Here is a 15342-nt window from a genome sequence, read left to right on the forward strand (position 1 = left end):
GTGGCCGCAACAGCGGCGGTGGCCGCAACAGCGGCGGTGGCCGCAACAGCGGCGGTGGCCGCAACAGCGGCGGTGGCCGCAACAGCGGCGGTGGCCGCAACAGCGGCGGTGGCGGTGGCAGCACTGACGGTGGCGGTGGCGGTAGCGGCACGGGCGCGGTTCATCGGTGCTCCAGGTGCTCCGCGAGCCGGTCGAAGCACTGGCGCCAGCCGGCGACGGCGCCCTCGGCATGGGCGGCGTCGGTGGGGACGCCCTGCTGCCGCACAGTCATCTCGGTGCCGCCGTCACCGGTCGGCCTCAACATCACGCTGACCGTCGAGGCGGCGCCGCCGGTCATGTCGTCGGCGTCGCCGGTCGTCATGACGAGCCGGGCCGGGGCGTCGAGCTCGCGGTAGAAACCACCGAGTGGGTGCTCATTGCCGGCGTCGTCGAGCATGACGACCCGCCAGGCGCCGCCCGGCCGGGTCTGCATGACGATGCGGTCCTCCGGCGTGGTGAACTCGCGGGGGCCGAACCACCGGCTGAAGCCGGCGGGCGTCGTCCACGCCCGGTAGACCCGCTTCGGGTCCGCGGCGAGCTTACGGGTGATCGAATACTCGGCGGCGGTCTGCACGGGGCGCTCCTTGCCAGAACGCGGGAGCCGGCGGGGTCGCCGGCTCCCGCGGCGCGGTCAGGCGTAAACGGCGGCGAGCCACTCGGACCAGGTCCGCTGGGCGGCCTCCTGGTCGATGTCGGCGAACACGTGGTGACCGGTGAAGATCATGCCGGCGCCCACGAACCGCAGCAGCGCGTCGTCGGTGCGCACCCCCAGGAAGCCGGGCTCCAGGACCACGTCGACCACGCCGGACACGTCCTGCCCGTCGATGGTGAACTGCACCTTGTCGCCCTCGCTGACGGGACCGGTCAGACCGACGGCGGCGACGAGCCCGGCCCACGTCTGCTCCTGGTCGGACTGCTGCGGGCCGAACGCGGTGACCGGCACCGCGGTGCGGCCCGGGAAGTGCAGCAGATACTGCTCGAGGGTGCGCAGGTAGAGCGGGTTGCCCTGGCGCAGCGCGTCATACTGCTCCTCCCAGTCGCCCGTCATGATGCCGCTGTGCACCAGCCGCAGCGCGGTGCTCCCGCCGTCGCGGCCTTCGACGAGATACTCGAACGCCATGAACGCGCCGCTCTCGTCAGGCGTGCCCCGGTAGGCGAAGCGGTGCGGCGGCTCCCACGCGGTGACCGTCGACTCGGCGGTGAAACCGGGCATCGTGAGTGACCCGCGCCCGCCGACCCGGGGCTCGACCTCGTTCCTGCCCATGAACCACGAGTCGATGCCGGGTCCGGTGGCGATCGCGTCCCAGACCTGCTCGGGCGTGGCCGCGATGTCGATGTCGTGGGTGAGCTCGAATTCGTGCGACATGTCAGGACTCCTTGGTCTCGGGACGATGCTGGCTTTCGATCTGAACGTCGATGTCGGCGTCGACGGCCGCGGCGTCCATCGGACGCGTGGCCTCCGGGCGCAGGCTGGGATGGATCGCGACGATGACGCGGTGGTCCCGGCCGCCCTCGGCGCGCTCGTCGTGGTAGCGGCTGACCAGTCCGGCGATCGCCGCGGTCAGCTCCTGGGCGAACGCGGCCCGGTCGGCCGCCGAGGCGAACCGCACGGTGCCGTCGAGCGCGAACGTGGCGACGGGCTTGCCCGCCCGGGCGGCCCCGGTGATGAGCGTGCCGACCTCTTTGACGAGACGGGCCGCGACCGCGAGCAGCCATCGCGCCGACAGCTTGTCGGGCGATCTCTCCGGGTCAGGTGCCACGGCGGCGAGCGCGGTCGGCGAGATCACGAACGACGCGGCGGCGGCTCGCAGCAACCGCTCCGTGACGTTGCCCTTGCGCCGCTCCTCGACCAGCTCGACGAGGCCGTGCGCTTCAAGCGTCTTGAGGTGGTAATTCACCTTCTGCCGGGGCAGGCCGACGATCGCTGCGAGGCTGGTCGCCGAGTGCGGCTCCACCAGCAGCGCCAGCAGCCGCGCCCGGATCGGGTCCAGCGCCACCTCCGCGGCGCCCGGCTCCTCGATGACTCCCACTTCGAACATGCGAGAACCGTAACCGCCGACAACTTCTTCTGTCAAGACAAGAAAAATTGTCGGTGCCCATCGCTACAGTGACCGCTGTGACATCCCAGGTGCGGGGACCACGGGTCTCCACCATCGAGTTGTTCTTCGACCTCGTGTTCGTCTTCACCGTGACCCAGCTCGCCACTGTGCTGGTCAAGCACGTCGACGTGGTCCACGTCCTCCGGGTGCTGCTGATGCTGGGCATCATCTGGTGGATGTATGCGGGCTATGCCTGGCTCACCAACGCGGTGGCCCCGAGCAGCACCCTGCGCCGCACGCTGCTGCTCACCGGCATGGCCGGCTTCATGGTCATCGCCCTGTCGATCCCGTTCGCGTTCGACGGCGACGGCTGGGCGTTCGGCGTGGGCTATGTCATCGTCACCGTCGTCCACTCCGCCCTGTTCCTGCAGGCCGACGACAACGCCTCGATCGGCGCCGCGATCGCCGGGCTGGCCCCGATCAACGGCACCGCCGCGCTCCTGGTGCTGGTCGGCGGATTCCTCGACGGCCCGTGGCGCTACGGCCTGTGGACCGCGGCACTCGTGCTGGTCATCGCAGCGCCATACCTGCAACGCAGCATGGGCACCTGGACGATCGAGGCGGGCCACTTCGCGGAACGGCACGGCCTGGTCGTCATCGTCGCGATCGGCGAGTCGGTCGTCGCGATCGGCCTCGCCTTCGCCGGCCTGCGCCTCAGCCCGTCCACGCTCATCGTGGCGATGCTCGGCCTGTGCATCGCGTATTACCTGTACTGGAACTATTTCTCCGGTGACGAGACCCGCGCCGAGCACGCGCTGCACGCCATCACCGACCCGGCCCGCAAGGCCCGCGTCGCGGTCCAGGCCTGGGGTTACGCGCACTACTTCCTGATCGCCGGCATCGTGTTCACCGCTGTCGGGGTGAAGCTGTCGGTCGGGCACGCCCTCGAGCCGCTGCACTGGCCGAGCGCCATCGTCCTGAGCGCCGGCGCCGCCACGTTCCTGCTCGGCCACGCCCTGTTCCTGTCGGTCCTGAAGCTGCCCGGCGCCTGGTATCGCGTCGTGGCGGCGGCCGGTGTCCTGGCAGCGATCCCGCTAGGTCATTGGCGGGCCGTCGCCCAGCTCGCCGCGGTCCTGGTCGTGATGGCGGCCGCCGTCATCGCCAGGGATCTGAGGATCGTCCGGGCCGAGCACACCACCGCCATCCACGACTTCGGCCGCTGACATCGCGTCGTCCGACCTCCGGCGGTCAGAAACAAGGGGGCGCTGGGGTAGCCGGGAACCTGCGGCCGCTACGTGGTCCGAGTCGACGGTAGGAGACCCAGGGCCATCGCGGTGGTCACGGCGGCGGTGCGGTCGCTGACGTCGAGCTTGTTGAAGGCGCGCAGCAGGTGGGTCTTCACCGTGGCCTCGGTGATGTGCAGGGTGCGGCCGATGTCGGCGTTGGTGTGGCCGGTGGCGACGAGGGACAGGACCTGCAGCTCGCGGGCCGAGAGGATCGGGGTGGTGGCCGGGCGGGGCGGGTTGCGGACCTGTTGCACGAGGCGGCCGGCGACGGACGGGGCGAGGACGGTCTCGCCGCGGGCGGCGGCGCGGACGGCGGCGGTGAGGTCGGTTCGGGTGGCGTCCTTGAGCAGGTAGCCGCTGGCGCCCGCTTCGACGGCGCGCAGGATGTCGGCGTCGGTGTCGTAGGTGGTGAGGACGACGACGCGGGTCTGCGGGAGCGCGGCAAGGATGCGGTCGGTGGCGCCGGCACCGTCGAGGCCGGGCATCCGCAGATCCATGAGGATGACGTCGGGGCGGTGGGTGTGCGCGGCGGTGACGGCCTCGTCGCCGGAGCCGGCCTCGCCGACGACGGTCAGGTCGGGTTCGGACTCGAGCATGCCGCGCAGGCCGTCGCGGACGACGGGGTGGTCGTCGACCAGCAGGATGCGGATCATGGCAGCTCCGTGGGGCGGCAGGCCGGCGCGGGTCATGACAGTTCGACCTTGACGGTGGTGCCGGTGCCGGGGTGGCTGTCGACGGTGCAGACGCCGCCGGCCTGTTCGACGCGGGAGCGCATGCCGGCGAGGCCGAAACCGGAGCCGGGGGCGGTGGTGGTGAAGCCGACGCCGTCGTCGGTGACCGTCAGGACGACGGTGGTGCCGGTCAGGGCGAGCCGGACCTCGACGGATGTGGCGCGGGCGTGCCGGCGGACGTTGGTGAGGGCCTCCTGCAGCGAGCGCAGCAGCACCACCTGCAGCGCGGTCGGCAGGTCGGCCGGGCCGGGGTCGAAGTGCCGGTCGAGGTGGCAGGCGGTGCGGATGCCGGTCTGCGAGGCGAGCCGGGACAGCTGCCGGCGCACGGCGTCGCCGAGGCCGGAGGTGTGCAGGTCGGCGGGGCTGAGCGCGGCGACGAGGGCGCGGGCCTCGGCGAGGTTCTCGCGGGCGGTGCCGGCGACCTGGGTGAGGCGGCGGCGCACGGTGTCGGGGTCGGTGGCCGACTCGGCCGCCTGGGCGAGCGTGATGATGCTGGTGAAGCCCTGCGCGAGGGTGTCGTGGATCTCGGCGGCGAGGCGGGCGCGTTCGGTGGCGACGCCGGCCTCGTGGGAGAGGCGGGCGACCTCGGCGCGGCTGGCGGACAGCTCGGCGATCATCGCGGCGCGTTCCTCGTTCTGCTCGACGAGGTGGGAGACGAAGGTGCCGAGGAGGAGCGCGAACGCCAGGCCGAGCGCGGTGAGCGGGAGCAGGCCGTGCACGAGGGACAGGGTGCCGTCGCGCAGGTAGGTCATGGGGACGGGCAGCAGGGTGAGGGCGGCGACGATCGCGACGGAGGGGCGGCGGGGCACCGAGGCGAAGATCATGGTGCCCCAGGCGAAGAGGGCGAATGAAGCGGTGTGGTCGATCCAGACGGCGGCGAGGTGCAGCACCGCGAGGACGGACACGAAGATCCAGGCGCCGCGCGGGGTGACGGTGCGGAAGATGTGGCGGCGGCCGTAGAGGAAGTACCAGGCAAGGGCGGCGGCGACGAGGAGCGAGGAGACGAACGCGGCGCGGGGACCCGGGCCGTCGTCGAAGGCCATGAACGCGATGACCGCGCCGGCCACGACGGTGAACCCCAGGTCCCACTGCCAGCGTTTCACGAACGCGACCACCGGAACGTCAGCAGGCTCAGGACCAGGCCGATCACGCACCACGCCCCCAGCACCAGGGCCGTCCTGCCGGGCTCCCATGAGCCTGCCACCTCCTGCGCGGCGAGGGCGTCGGGCAGGAACACCGAGCGGAATCCCTGGCCCATCCATTTGACGGGGAACAGCGCCGAGACGTTGACCATCGCCGGCGGGAGCGTGGCGATGTGGACGAAGATGCCGGACGTGAACTGCAGGACGAGGACGGGCAGGTTGAGCACCGCCGGGGCGCTGCGGGCCGAGCGGGCCAGGGACGACGCGGCGATGCCCAGCAGGGTACAGGCGACCACCGACAACACGAGCAGCCAGGCGAACGTGAGCCAGCGGGAACCGGACGGCAGCGGCAGGTCGAACATGAGCACCCCGACCAGCAGCAACAGCAGCACTTCGAAGAGCGCGGCGAAGAACACCAGGACGACCTTGCCGAGGAAGTAGGCGCCGGCGGTGATGGGCGTGCCGCGCAGGCGTTTCAGTGTGCCGTCCTCGCGGTCGACGGCGATGCCGACGCCCATGCTGATGAACGCGGTCGACAGGATCCCGTACGCGATCATGCCGGCGGCGAACACCTGGCTGTGCGTGGTCGGCGACCCGGGCATGACCGGGGTGTCGAAGATGAGCCCGAGCAGCACGGTGAGCAGCGCCGGGAACGCGAACGTGAAGATGACCGCGTCCTTCTGCCGCACCAGTTGCAGGATCTCGACGTAGCCGCGGGAGCGGCCGTTGGCAAGCACAGAGGTCATGACCGGGCTCCGATCAGGTCGAGGTAGACGTCTTCCAGGCTGGGGCGGCGCACCTGCAGGTCGAGCGCGTCGGGCGGCAGGGCGGCGACGACGGTGTTGGGCGTGTCGGTGCGGACCTCGTGCAGGCCGGTGCCGTCGCGCCAGGTGACCGTCGCCTGCGCCTGGGCGAGTCCACCGACATCGGATGGTGTACCGGCGGCGACGATCCGGCCGGCGGCGATGATCGCGAGCCGGCCGGCGAGGGCCGCGGCCTCGTCGAGGTAGTGGGTGGTGAGCAGGATCGTGGTCCCGTCGGCGGCGAGGGAGCGGATCAGCCCCCAGAACTGCCGCCGCGCCTCCGGGTCGAACCCCGTGGTCGGCTCGTCGAGGAAGAGCAGCGACGGGCGGCCGATGATGCCCAGCGCGACATCGACGCGGCGCCGCTGCCCGCCGGACAGGGTCCGGATCCGGGCGCCGGCCTTCGAGGACAGCCCGACGAGGTCGATCACCTCGGACGGGTCACGGGGCGAGGGGTAGAACCCGGCGAAGTGCCGGACGGTCTCGCGGACGGTGAGGTCGGCGGCGTCGGTGGCGGTCTGCAGCACGATCCCGATCCGGGACCGCCACCGTGGCCCGGCGACGTGCGGGTCCTCCCCCAGCACCCGCACGTCGCCGGAGTCCCGGCGCCGGTGCCCCTCCAGGATCTCGATGGTGGTGCTCTTGCCGGCGCCGTTGGGCCCGAGGAGCGCGAAGATCTCACCGTCGCCGACGGACAGGTCGATCCCGTCGACGGCGGTGGCACCCCCGTACGTCTTGCGCAGCCCGTGCACTTCGATCGGTGTCATGGACCCATCGAACTGCTTGCCGCCCCCGCAAAAGGACGACCGGACGACTGAACCCGGCTGTCAACCGACCGGTGGACAGACAGCGTCGAGCCGGAAGACCTGGGCGGGTAGGTCTTCCGGCTCGACTGTTTTTCCGGAAAAGTGTTACGGCCCGCTGGTCACATAGATGATCTGGTTGGCCGTGTTCGCGGGTCCTGCCGTGTTGTTGATGACGTGGTTGATCGTGCCGACGCCGCCGAGGGAGACGCTGACCATGTTGTGGAAGGCGATGCCGGACTTGACCGGCGTCTCGAAGGAACGTTCGCCGACGACGGCGGGGTTGACGTTGAAGTAGCAGTAGCTGCCGAGCCCCCACGCCTCATGGGTGTTGACGGCGTCAGCGATCTTGTAGGCGGCCCAGCCCCGGGTGGAGCCGTTCATCCAGGCGGCCTGGTTCGGCGGGTCGTAGGGCATCTCGTTCTGGAAGAAGTACGTGCGGCCGCCGTTGCCGTTCCAGATGACCTGGTACTGCTGGTAGTGCTCGACGAACAGCCCGTACATGGTGACGTTGTTGCCGTTGACGACCATGCCGTTCTGGCCCGTGTTGACGGTCCAGCCGAAGGTGCCGGCGTTGCCGTGGTCGGCGCGCCAGATCCACATGTGGTCGCCGATCACGTTGTTGCTGTTGACCTGCAGGCTGACGGTGGCCTTGCCGACGTGGGCGCCACCAACGCGGAAGTACACGTCGTGCAGTGACGTCGGGTTCGCGGCGTGCGAGGCCGACGAGCCGGCCGGGCCGAGCTCGACCAGGGTGGGCGAGTTGACCGTGCCGGCGTCGATGAGGATGCCGGCGAGCTTCACGCCGTCGACGTCGGCGACCTTGATCGCGGTGACGCCGTTGTCCGGGACGAACGTGGCGAGGCCGAGCCCGAGGATGACCGTGTTCGGGTTGTTGACCTGCAGCGCCTGGTTGAGGTGGTAGACGCCGGGGGTCACCAGGAGGTGCCGGCCGGCGGCGAGGGCGGCGTTGATCTGCGCGGCGGTGTGCCCGGGGCGCACCACGAAGAACTGGTCGAGGGAGATCGACGAGCCGGCCGGGGTCTTGCCGAACCAGCTGGTGCCGGTCGTGTTGGCCTGCAGCGCCGGGACGAACACCCGGTAGGTGCCGGTGCCGTCGATGTACAGGAACGGCTTCTCCCGCTCCAGCGGCGTCTGGTTGATGACGGTGTGCGACGGGTTCGGGAAGTTCGGCGCCGGGGCGCCCTGCACACCCTGGAAGACCATGTTCCACACCGAGCCGGCCCAGCTGCCGAGCTGGCTGTTACGGGTGTACCACTGCTGCTGCGAACCGGACACGACCCGGCCGTCGATCTTCGTGTCGGCCATGAGGCCGCCGGAGGACCAGCCGTCGCCGCCGTTCCAGAGCTGGATCTCGTTGTTGGCGCCGCGCAGGTGCATGCGGCGGTACTGCACGGCCTGCGAGACCGCCCACCGCTCGACCTGCACGCCGTTGCCGGTGCCGGGCAGCGTCACGGACAGGTTCTCCGCGCCGCGCCAGAAGTTCTGGGTGGCGTTGCCGCCGAACCAGGTGGCCTCGGCCCGGACGTGGCCGTTGATGTTGACGTCGTCGGGCGAGAACCCGAGGCCGGCGACCTGCGTGTAGAAGCCGATGTTGGCGTCGATCGTGTGGTTGCCGGGCTTGAACAGCACCGCGTAGCGCTCGGTGCCGAACTGGTTGGTCTCCTGGCCGGCGAAGATCTGGTTCAGCCGGGCCTGCGCGGCCGCCTGCTGCGACGGGTCGAAGACGGAGACGTTCGGGCCGAAGTTCGGGTTCTTCGGGTCGGTCGGCTCGATCGGCCCGGTGCTGGTCGACGGGCTGCTGGACGGGCTGCTGGACGGCGAGGTCGAGCCGCCGCCGAGGACGTACACCTCGAACTCCCACAGCGAGACGCCCCATTGGGTGGCCTTGGCGGTGGCGTTGACCCGCACGTAGCGGCCGGTGCCGGTCACGTCGACCGTCTGGACCCCGCCGGTGCTGCTGGTGGTCGAGTAGATCGAGGTCCAGGCGTTGCCGTCACTGGAGACCTGGATCTGGTAGGCGCTGGCGTAGGCGGCCTCCCAGCGCAGGATCACCCGGCAGACCTGGTACGTCGCACCGAGGTCGACGGTGAGCCACTGCGGCACGGAGGCGGCGCTGGCCCAGCGGGTGCCGGTGTTGCCGTCGACCGCGGCACTCGCGGGCGTGCCGGCGTTCTCGGTCGAGGAGGCGGTGACCGGGCGGGTGATCGCGCGGTTGACGGGGCCGCAGGTCTGGCCGGTCGGGGAGATCTCGCCGAAGACCTGGAACTCCCACAGCGAGTAGCCGTAGGCGGTGTTGCGCACGGTGCCGTACATCCGCACGTACCGGCCGGTGCCGGTCACGTTGAGCGTCTGCACGCCGCCGGCGCCGGTCGTGGTGGTGTAGACCGACGTCCAGGTGGCCGCGTCGGAGGAGACCTGGATCTGGAAGGACTTGCCGGACGCGGCCTCCCAGTTGAGCACGACCTGGGACAGCGTGGCGGGTGCGCCGAGGTCGACCTGGATCCACTGCGGGTCGCTGAACGCGCTGGCCCAGCGGGTGCCGGTGTTGCCGTCGGTGGCGGCGGTGGCGGGGGTACCGGCGTTCTCACTGGACGAGGCGGTGGTGGGCTTGCCCTGCGACAGCAGGGTGGGTGCGGCGCTCGCGTTGGGCAGCGCGATCGCGGCGATGGCGGTGGACAGCATCAGCGTCGCGGCCCCGCCGAGGAGCCAGCGCCGCAGGGCAGAGGAGCGGCGCCTCCCTTCGGGTGCGGGCCCGGCATGCGCCGAGGCATAACGCGATATACGCGGAAATTTCATGATCCTGCCTGTCAGTCGGGGGACGTGGCTGGGATCCAGACCGGGCGGGTTGGCGGTTCCCGGTCGTGATCTGGGCTGGAACGGGACAGTGGTGCGGTGATGCGGCGACGCAAGGCGGTGCATCGACGATCGTCGACATCATGATGCCGACCAGGGCACGGATGAGAGAGCGCTCTCTCAGAACCACGAGTGTTACGCCGGGGTTGCGTCGCCGTCAAGACAAACTTCTATCGCGACGTGAACAATCCTGTTATGCGGCATTTGCGAAGCGGCGGCGCGACGGCACCGACCTTGACGTGGTGAAAGCGTCCCACTTTAATGACGACATTATTTAAGTCTCGATAGAAACTGGTCGCGGCAATACACCCCCCGTTCGGCTGGGACCAGCACCACCCCACCCCTGTCGAGCGCGCGACCGTCACACCGCAGTCCCAACCCCTGCGGTCGCTTCGGCACGCCGGTCGGCACCCCATCGAAAGGGCAGACACCGTGTCGAGACGACACAGGCTCGCATTACTGATGGCGGCCGCCCTGCTGACCGGTTCCCTGGCCGCGTGCGGGGAACCCGTGGCGGACGCCAAGACCCTGACGTACTGGGCGAGCAACCAGGGCAGCAGTCTCGAGTTCGACAAGCAGACCCTCGCGCCGGTCCTCGAACGGTTCGAGCAGAAGACCGGCATCCACGTCAAGGTCGAGGTCGTGCCGTGGTCGGACCTGCTCAACCGGCTCCTCGCCGCGGCCACCTCCGGGCGCGGCCCCGACGTGGTCAACATCGGCAACACGTGGTCGGCGTCGCTGCAGGCGACGAACGCGCTCATCGCGTTCGACCCGCAGGCGTTCGACCGCATCGGCGGCCGGGACCGGTTCGTGCCGGCGGCCCTCGCCGCGGCGGGCGCCCCGGGCAAGGCGCCGGCGGCGGTGCCGCTGTACTCGCTGTCCTACGCGCTCTACTACAACAAGCAGATGTTCGCCGACGCCGGCATCAGCAAGCCCCCGGCGACGTGGGAGGAGCTCGTCGACGTCGGCAAGCGCCTCACGAACGGCAAGCAGTGGGGCCTCGCGATCGAGGGGGCCAACCCGTCGGAGAACGCGCACCACGCGTTCACGTTCAGCCAGCAGTACGGCGGCGAGTGGTTCGACACCAGCGGCAAGCCGACGTTCGACACGGACCAGAACGTCAAGGCGATCAAGCGGTACATCGACCTCATGGCCGTCGACAAGATCGTCAACCCGAGCAACGCCGAGTACGCGAAGAACGAGTCGCTGTCCGACTTCGCCAACCGCAAGGCGGCGATGCTGCTGTGGCAGGCGGCCGGGTCGGCGTTCCAGGCGCAGGGCATGAGCCCCGAGGAGTACGGCATCGCCCAGGTGCCGTTCCCGGCGAACCCGCCCGCGGGCGGCAAGCGGGTCAACAGCATGGTCGCCGGCATCAACATCGCGGTCTTCCGGCACAGCAGAAACCTGGAGGGGGCGATGGAGTTCGTGAAGTTCATGACCAGTGACGCCGAGCAGGTCGCCCTGAACAAGGTGTACGGCTCGCTGCCGTCGGTGAAGGCGGCCCTGGCGGACCCCGCGTTCGCCGCACCCGAGCAGAAGGTCCTCGCGGAGGTGCTCGGCAAGACGGCGTCGCCGTTGCCGCAGGTCACCACGGAGAGCCAGTTCGAGACCCTCGTCGGCGCGGTGATGAAGGAACAGTTCGCGAACGCGGCGAACAACAAGCCGATCACCGAGGCCGCGATCCGCGCGAAGCTGCGGGCCGTCGAGCAACGGATGAAGGGATGACCCGCCCCCGCTGGGACCGCGGCCCAGCAACCCCGATGAGCGCGCGGGGGTCCGCGGCGGTACCGGTCCGGCGCCCGATGCACGCCGCGCCGGACGTGCGCCAGCACCACGCCCGCGCGATCGGCGCCCCGCCGAGCAGGCCCCGCGGCAACGAGCGGCAGCGCCGCCGGCGGCACCGGCTGCGCACGAAATACCTGCCCTACCTGCTCGTGGCGCCCGCCGTGATCCTCGAGATCGGCATCCACGTGGTGCCGATGCTGACCGGCGTGTGGATGAGCATGCTGGAGCTGACCCAGTTCCACATCCAGGACTGGACGACGGCGCCGTTCGTCGGCCTCGACAACTACGCCGCGACGGTCGACTTCAACAGCGAGACCGGCAAGGCGCTGCTGCGGTCGTTCGGCATCACCGTGCTGTACACGACGCTGTCGGTGTTCCTGTCGTGGCTGTTCGGGCTGTCCGCGGCGGTGTTCCTGCAACGGCCGTTCCGGGGCCGGGCGCTGCTGCGGACCCTGTTTTTGACCCCGTACGCGCTGCCTGTCTACGCCGCCGTCATCACCTGGGGCTTCCTGTTCCAGCGGGACACCGGCCTGGTCAACCACGTCCTCGTCGACCAGCTCGGGCTCGTCGACGGTGAGCGGCCGTTCTGGCTCATCGGGGAGAACAGCTTCTGGGCGTTGCTGGTGGTGTCGGTGTGGCGGACGTGGCCGTTCGCGTTGCTGTGCATCACCGCGGGACTGCAGAACGTGCCGACGGAGATGTACGAGGCGGCCGCGATCGACGGTGCCGGCTTCTGGCGGCGCATCGGTTCGGTGACGCTGCCGTCGCTGCGCCCGATCAACCAGGTGCTGCTGCTGGTGCTGTTCCTGTGGACGTTCAACGACTTCAACACCCCGTATGTGCTGTTCGGCGGGTCCGCGCCGCAGGAGGCGGACCTGATCTCGATCCACATCTACAACAGCTCGTTCAGCACGTGGGACTTCGGCATGGGCTCGGCGATGTCCGTGGTGCTGCTGCTGTTCCTGCTGCTGGTGACGGCCGTGTACCTGATGATCACGAACCGCAGGAGGATCCATGCGTGAGGGCAGGGGCGAGCGGATCGCCCGCTGGATCGTGCTGAGCTTCCTGGCGCTGTTCGTGCTCACGCCGCTGTTCGTGATGGTGAGCTCGGCGCTGAAGCCGCTGCAGGACGTGCAGGACGACTTCACCTGGTTCCCCTCGACGCTGACGTTCCAGGCGTTCGTCGACATGTGGAGCACCGTCCCGCTGGGCAACTACCTGATCAACAGCGTGATCGTGTCGTCGGTCGCGGCGGTGTTCTCGGTGGCGATCGCGGTGTTCGCGGCGTTCGCGATCAGCCGGTACCGCTTCCGCGGCCGCGGCGTGTTCTCCGTCGCGGTGCTGTCGACCCAGATGTTCCCCGGCATCCTGTTCCTGCTGCCGCTGTTCCTGATCTACGTGAACCTGGGCACGGCGACCGGCATCGAGCTGTACCAGACCCGCCTCGGCCTGGTCATCACGTACCTGACGTTCTCGCTGCCGTTCTCGATCTGGATGCTGGTCGGCTACTTCGACTCGATCCCGCGGGGGCTCGACGAGGCGGCGCAGGTCGACGGCGCCGGTTCGATGCGCACCCTGTTCACCGTCATCCTGCCCACGGCCGTGCCCGGGATCGTCGCGGTCACCGTATACGCGTTCATGACCGCGTGGGGCGAGGTGCTGTTCGCCTCGATCATGACGGACCAGGACAGCCGCACCCTCGCGGTCGGCCTGCAGGCGTACTCGACGCAGTTCCAGGTGTACTGGAACCAGGTGATGGCCGCGTCCCTGGTGGTCAGCATCCCGGTCGTGGCCGGGTTCCTGGCGCTGCAACGGTACTTCGTCGCCGGCCTCACCGCCGGCGCGGTCAAGTAGAGCGGCCGAGCAACACCGTCAAGGAAACCGTCCTCACGCAAGCACCCAGAGGAGAACCGACCCGTGCTGGATCTGTCCAACCTCCCATCGAACTTCATCTGGGGCGCCGCCACCGCGGCGTACCAGATCGAGGGCGCCGTCACGGAAGACGGCCGCGGACCGTCCATCTGGGACACGTTCAGCCACCTGCCCGGCGCGGTCGACAACGGCGACACCGGGGACGTGGCCTGCGACCACTACCACCGCTGGCCCGAGGACATCACGCTGATGCGCCGGCTGGGCCTGGAGGCGTACCGGTTCTCGGTGGCGTGGCCGCGGGTCGTCCCGGCCGGGACGGGCCCGGTGAACGAGGCCGGCCTGGACTTCTACGACCGGCTCGTCGACGGCCTCATGGAGGCGGGCATCCGGCCGTTCGCGACGCTGTACCACTGGGACCTGCCGCAGGCGTTGCAGGACGCGGGCGGCTGGCCCCGGCGCGAGACGGCGGAGGCGTTCGCCGACTACGCGGCGGTCGTCGCGGGCCGGCTCGGCGACCGGGTCGCGGACTGGAACACGGTCAACGAGCCGCTGTGCGTGTGCTGGATCGGTCACCTCGAGGGGCGGATGGCGCCGGGTGAGCGCAACCTGACCCGGGCCGTGCACGCGTCCCATCACGTGCTGCTCGGCCACGGCCTGGTGAACCAGGCGATCCGGGCGTCGGCGCAGCTGCCGCCCGCGGTCGGGATCGTGCTGAACCTGAGCCCGATCGAGCCGGGCAGCGACCGGCCGGAGGACGTGGCCGCGGCACGGCGCGCGGACGGGCACGTCAACCGCTGGTGGCTGGACCCGCTGCACGGGCTCGGCTACCCGGCGGACATGCTGGACACGTACCAGGTGGACCTGCCGGTCCGCGACGGCGACCTGGACCTGATCGCGGCGCCGACGGAGTTCCTCGGCATCAACTACTACTTCCGGCAGATCATCGTGGACGACCCGGACGGGCACGCGCCGTTCGTGCGGCAGATCCCGGTGCCGGGGTCGGTGGAGACGGCGATGCCGTGGGAGGTCTACGCCAAGGGCCTGGAGGACATCCTCGTCCGGGTCGCGCAGACATACCAGCCGCGCAGCATCCTCATCACGGAGAACGGCTCGGCCTGGGCCGACACCGTCGAGCCGACCGGTGAGGTGCAGGACAAGGAGCGGGTCGACTACCTGGAGCAGCACCTGGACGCGGTGCGCAACGCCGTCGTGCGGGGCGCGCCGGTCGACGGCTACTTCGCGTGGTCGCTGCTGGACAACTTCGAGTGGGGCTACGGCTACGACAAGCGGTTCGGCCTGGTCCGGGTCGACTACGACACGCAGTTGCGCACGATCAAGGCGAGCGGCCACCGGTACGCGGAGCTGATCCGGGCCCATCGCGCCGCACATCCTGTTTCTTCCGAATCGGTGATCTAGGGTCGAATGTGGCGCTGCCGGGGTAAGCAGTACGGCAGCGCCACCGCATCTGCCACCGAGGAGACGTGATCATGAGCTCTGACACCGCGAGCTGGGACCCGGCGCCGGACGAGGAGGGCCAGCTGTCCGCAGAGGACACACTGTCGGACCGCGGGCTCGTCGACGCCCTGGACGAGGGATACTCGCCGCCGGAGAAGCCGCTGGGCCTGAACGCGTTCGGCGTCACCCAGGCCGAGGCGCAGCGGGGTGAGTCCTGGGACCAGCGCATCGCGCAGGAGGAGCCCGACCCGTCGACCCGCCCCGACCTGGACGACTATGGCACCACGACCGAGTCCGACGAGTTCTTCGACGCCGGGGAGGTCGGTGACCGGCGGGCCGGCCGCCTCGTCGCCCCGGACGAGGGCTGGGGTGAGGACGAGGAGAAGGACGAGATCGGCTCCGACGTCGGCATCGACGGCGGCGCCGCGTCCGCGGAGGAGGCCGCAATGCACATCATCGACTCCGACAGGGGCTGAGACTCCGACAGGGGCTGAGACCGCCGACGGCTGC

The 15342-nt window shown here is 70.0% G+C and carries 14 protein-coding genes; 6 read left to right on the top strand and 8 right to left on the bottom strand.

From position 1 onward, the window contains the following. Window positions 1-160: 160 nt before the first annotated feature. The 3 genes from AB0K00_RS08300 to AB0K00_RS08310 are packed head-to-tail and all read right to left on the bottom strand — an operon-like array spanning window position 161 to window position 2078. On the bottom strand, window positions 161-613 hold the full coding sequence (locus AB0K00_RS08300) for an SRPBCC domain-containing protein (protein ID WP_363517316.1): 453 nt from the start codon (window positions 611-613) through the stop codon (window positions 161-163). 57 nt (window positions 614-670) lie between these two features. Beyond that, window positions 671-1405 carry an SRPBCC domain-containing protein gene (locus tag AB0K00_RS08305; RefSeq protein WP_363517319.1) on the bottom strand — a complete coding sequence of 245 codons (735 nt, stop codon included), beginning with the start codon at window positions 1403-1405 and terminating at the stop codon, window positions 671-673. Between the two features lies 1 nt (window position 1406). Then, window positions 1407-2078, bottom strand: coding sequence for a helix-turn-helix domain-containing protein (locus AB0K00_RS08310; RefSeq protein WP_363517322.1), 672 nt, complete (start codon window positions 2076-2078; stop codon window positions 1407-1409). Window positions 2079-2155: 77 nt separating this feature from the next. Here AB0K00_RS08310 and AB0K00_RS08315 point away from each other — a divergent pair, with 77 nt between their 5' ends. Continuing rightward, the gene (locus tag AB0K00_RS08315) at window positions 2156-3301 is read left to right on the top strand and encodes a low temperature requirement protein A (protein WP_363517325.1); all 1146 of its coding nucleotides are present in this window, start codon (window positions 2156-2158) and stop codon (window positions 3299-3301) included. 68 nt (window positions 3302-3369) lie between these two features. Here the strand turns inward: AB0K00_RS08315 and AB0K00_RS08320 are convergent, their stop codons facing one another. The 5 genes from AB0K00_RS08320 to AB0K00_RS08340 all read right to left on the bottom strand — a co-directional run bounded on the left by AB0K00_RS08320 (window position 3370) and on the right by AB0K00_RS08340 (window position 9549). Beyond that, window positions 3370-4017, bottom strand: coding sequence for a response regulator transcription factor (locus AB0K00_RS08320; RefSeq protein WP_363517328.1), 648 nt, complete (start codon window positions 4015-4017; stop codon window positions 3370-3372). A 32-nt stretch (window positions 4018-4049) separates the two neighbouring features. Continuing rightward, window positions 4050-5198 (bottom strand): sensor histidine kinase, encoded by a 1149-nt coding sequence (locus AB0K00_RS08325; protein WP_363517331.1) that lies wholly within the window; start codon window positions 5196-5198, stop codon window positions 4050-4052. Continuing rightward, window positions 5195-5983: an ABC transporter permease gene (locus tag AB0K00_RS08330; RefSeq protein ID WP_363517334.1), complete on the bottom strand. Its 789-nt coding sequence runs from the start codon at window positions 5981-5983 to the stop codon at window positions 5195-5197. Before AB0K00_RS08330 ends, AB0K00_RS08325 begins: the two co-directional genes overlap by 4 nt. Next, window positions 5980-6807: an ABC transporter ATP-binding protein gene (locus tag AB0K00_RS08335; RefSeq protein ID WP_363517337.1), complete on the bottom strand. Its 828-nt coding sequence runs from the start codon at window positions 6805-6807 to the stop codon at window positions 5980-5982. Before AB0K00_RS08335 ends, AB0K00_RS08330 begins: the two co-directional genes overlap by 4 nt. 144 nt (window positions 6808-6951) lie before the next feature. After that, the gene (locus AB0K00_RS08340; RefSeq protein ID WP_363517644.1) at window positions 6952-9549 is read right to left on the bottom strand and encodes a discoidin domain-containing protein; all 2598 of its coding nucleotides are present in this window, start codon (window positions 9547-9549) and stop codon (window positions 6952-6954) included. A 633-nt stretch (window positions 9550-10182) separates the two neighbouring features. On the opposite strand from AB0K00_RS08340, the gene AB0K00_RS08345 reads away from it, so the two are divergent. From AB0K00_RS08345 to AB0K00_RS08365, 5 genes are all read left to right on the top strand, one after another. After that, window positions 10183-11445, top strand: coding sequence for a sugar ABC transporter substrate-binding protein (locus AB0K00_RS08345; protein WP_363517340.1), 1263 nt, complete (start codon window positions 10183-10185; stop codon window positions 11443-11445). Beyond that, window positions 11442-12527 (top strand): sugar ABC transporter permease, encoded by a 1086-nt coding sequence (locus AB0K00_RS08350; RefSeq protein WP_363517343.1) that lies wholly within the window; start codon window positions 11442-11444, stop codon window positions 12525-12527. Before AB0K00_RS08345 ends, AB0K00_RS08350 begins: the two co-directional genes overlap by 4 nt. Further along, window positions 12520-13359: a carbohydrate ABC transporter permease gene (locus AB0K00_RS08355; protein ID WP_363517346.1), complete on the top strand. Its 840-nt coding sequence runs from the start codon at window positions 12520-12522 to the stop codon at window positions 13357-13359. The genes AB0K00_RS08350 and AB0K00_RS08355 overlap by 8 nt, the downstream gene beginning before the upstream one ends. Window positions 13360-13422: 63 nt before the next feature. Further along, window positions 13423-14793 carry a GH1 family beta-glucosidase gene (locus AB0K00_RS08360; RefSeq protein WP_363517349.1) on the top strand — a complete coding sequence of 457 codons (1371 nt, stop codon included), beginning with the start codon at window positions 13423-13425 and terminating at the stop codon, window positions 14791-14793. A gap of 71 nt (window positions 14794-14864) precedes the next feature. Beyond that, a complete protein-coding gene (locus AB0K00_RS08365) occupies window positions 14865-15308 on the top strand; it encodes a DUF5709 domain-containing protein (protein WP_363517352.1) in 444 nt (147 codons plus the stop codon). Window positions 15309-15342: the final 34 nt, after the last annotated feature.

It is taken from the genome of Dactylosporangium sp. NPDC049525 (genome assembly GCF_040676755.1).
Lineage (GTDB): Bacteria > Actinomycetota > Actinomycetes > Mycobacteriales > Micromonosporaceae > Dactylosporangium.

What these genes read in the sequence shown, in the direction of transcription:
- AB0K00_RS08320 (WP_363517328.1), bottom strand. Translation starts at nt 4,017, where the DNA reads ATGATCCGCATCCTGCTGGTCGACGACCACCCCGTCGTCCGCGACGGC.
- AB0K00_RS08335 (WP_363517337.1), bottom strand. Translation starts at nt 6,807, where the DNA reads ATGACACCGATCGAAGTGCACGGGCTGCGCAAGACGTACGGGGGTGCC.
- AB0K00_RS08365 (WP_363517352.1), top strand. Translation starts at nt 14,865, where the DNA reads ATGAGCTCTGACACCGCGAGCTGGGACCCGGCGCCGGACGAGGAGGGC.
- AB0K00_RS08345 (WP_363517340.1), top strand. Translation starts at nt 10,183, where the DNA reads ATGGCGGCCGCCCTGCTGACCGGTTCCCTGGCCGCGTGCGGGGAACCC.
- AB0K00_RS08305 (WP_363517319.1), bottom strand. Translation starts at nt 1,405, where the DNA reads ATGTCGCACGAATTCGAGCTCACCCACGACATCGACATCGCGGCCACG.
- AB0K00_RS08350 (WP_363517343.1), top strand. Translation starts at nt 11,442, where the DNA reads ATGACCCGCCCCCGCTGGGACCGCGGCCCAGCAACCCCGATGAGCGCG.
- AB0K00_RS08330 (WP_363517334.1), bottom strand. Translation starts at nt 5,983, where the DNA reads ATGACCTCTGTGCTTGCCAACGGCCGCTCCCGCGGCTACGTCGAGATC.
- AB0K00_RS08340 (WP_363517644.1), bottom strand. Translation starts at nt 9,549, where the DNA reads ATGCTGTCCACCGCCATCGCCGCGATCGCGCTGCCCAACGCGAGCGCC.
- AB0K00_RS08355 (WP_363517346.1), top strand. Translation starts at nt 12,520, where the DNA reads ATGCGTGAGGGCAGGGGCGAGCGGATCGCCCGCTGGATCGTGCTGAGC.
- AB0K00_RS08310 (WP_363517322.1), bottom strand. Translation starts at nt 2,078, where the DNA reads ATGTTCGAAGTGGGAGTCATCGAGGAGCCGGGCGCCGCGGAGGTGGCG.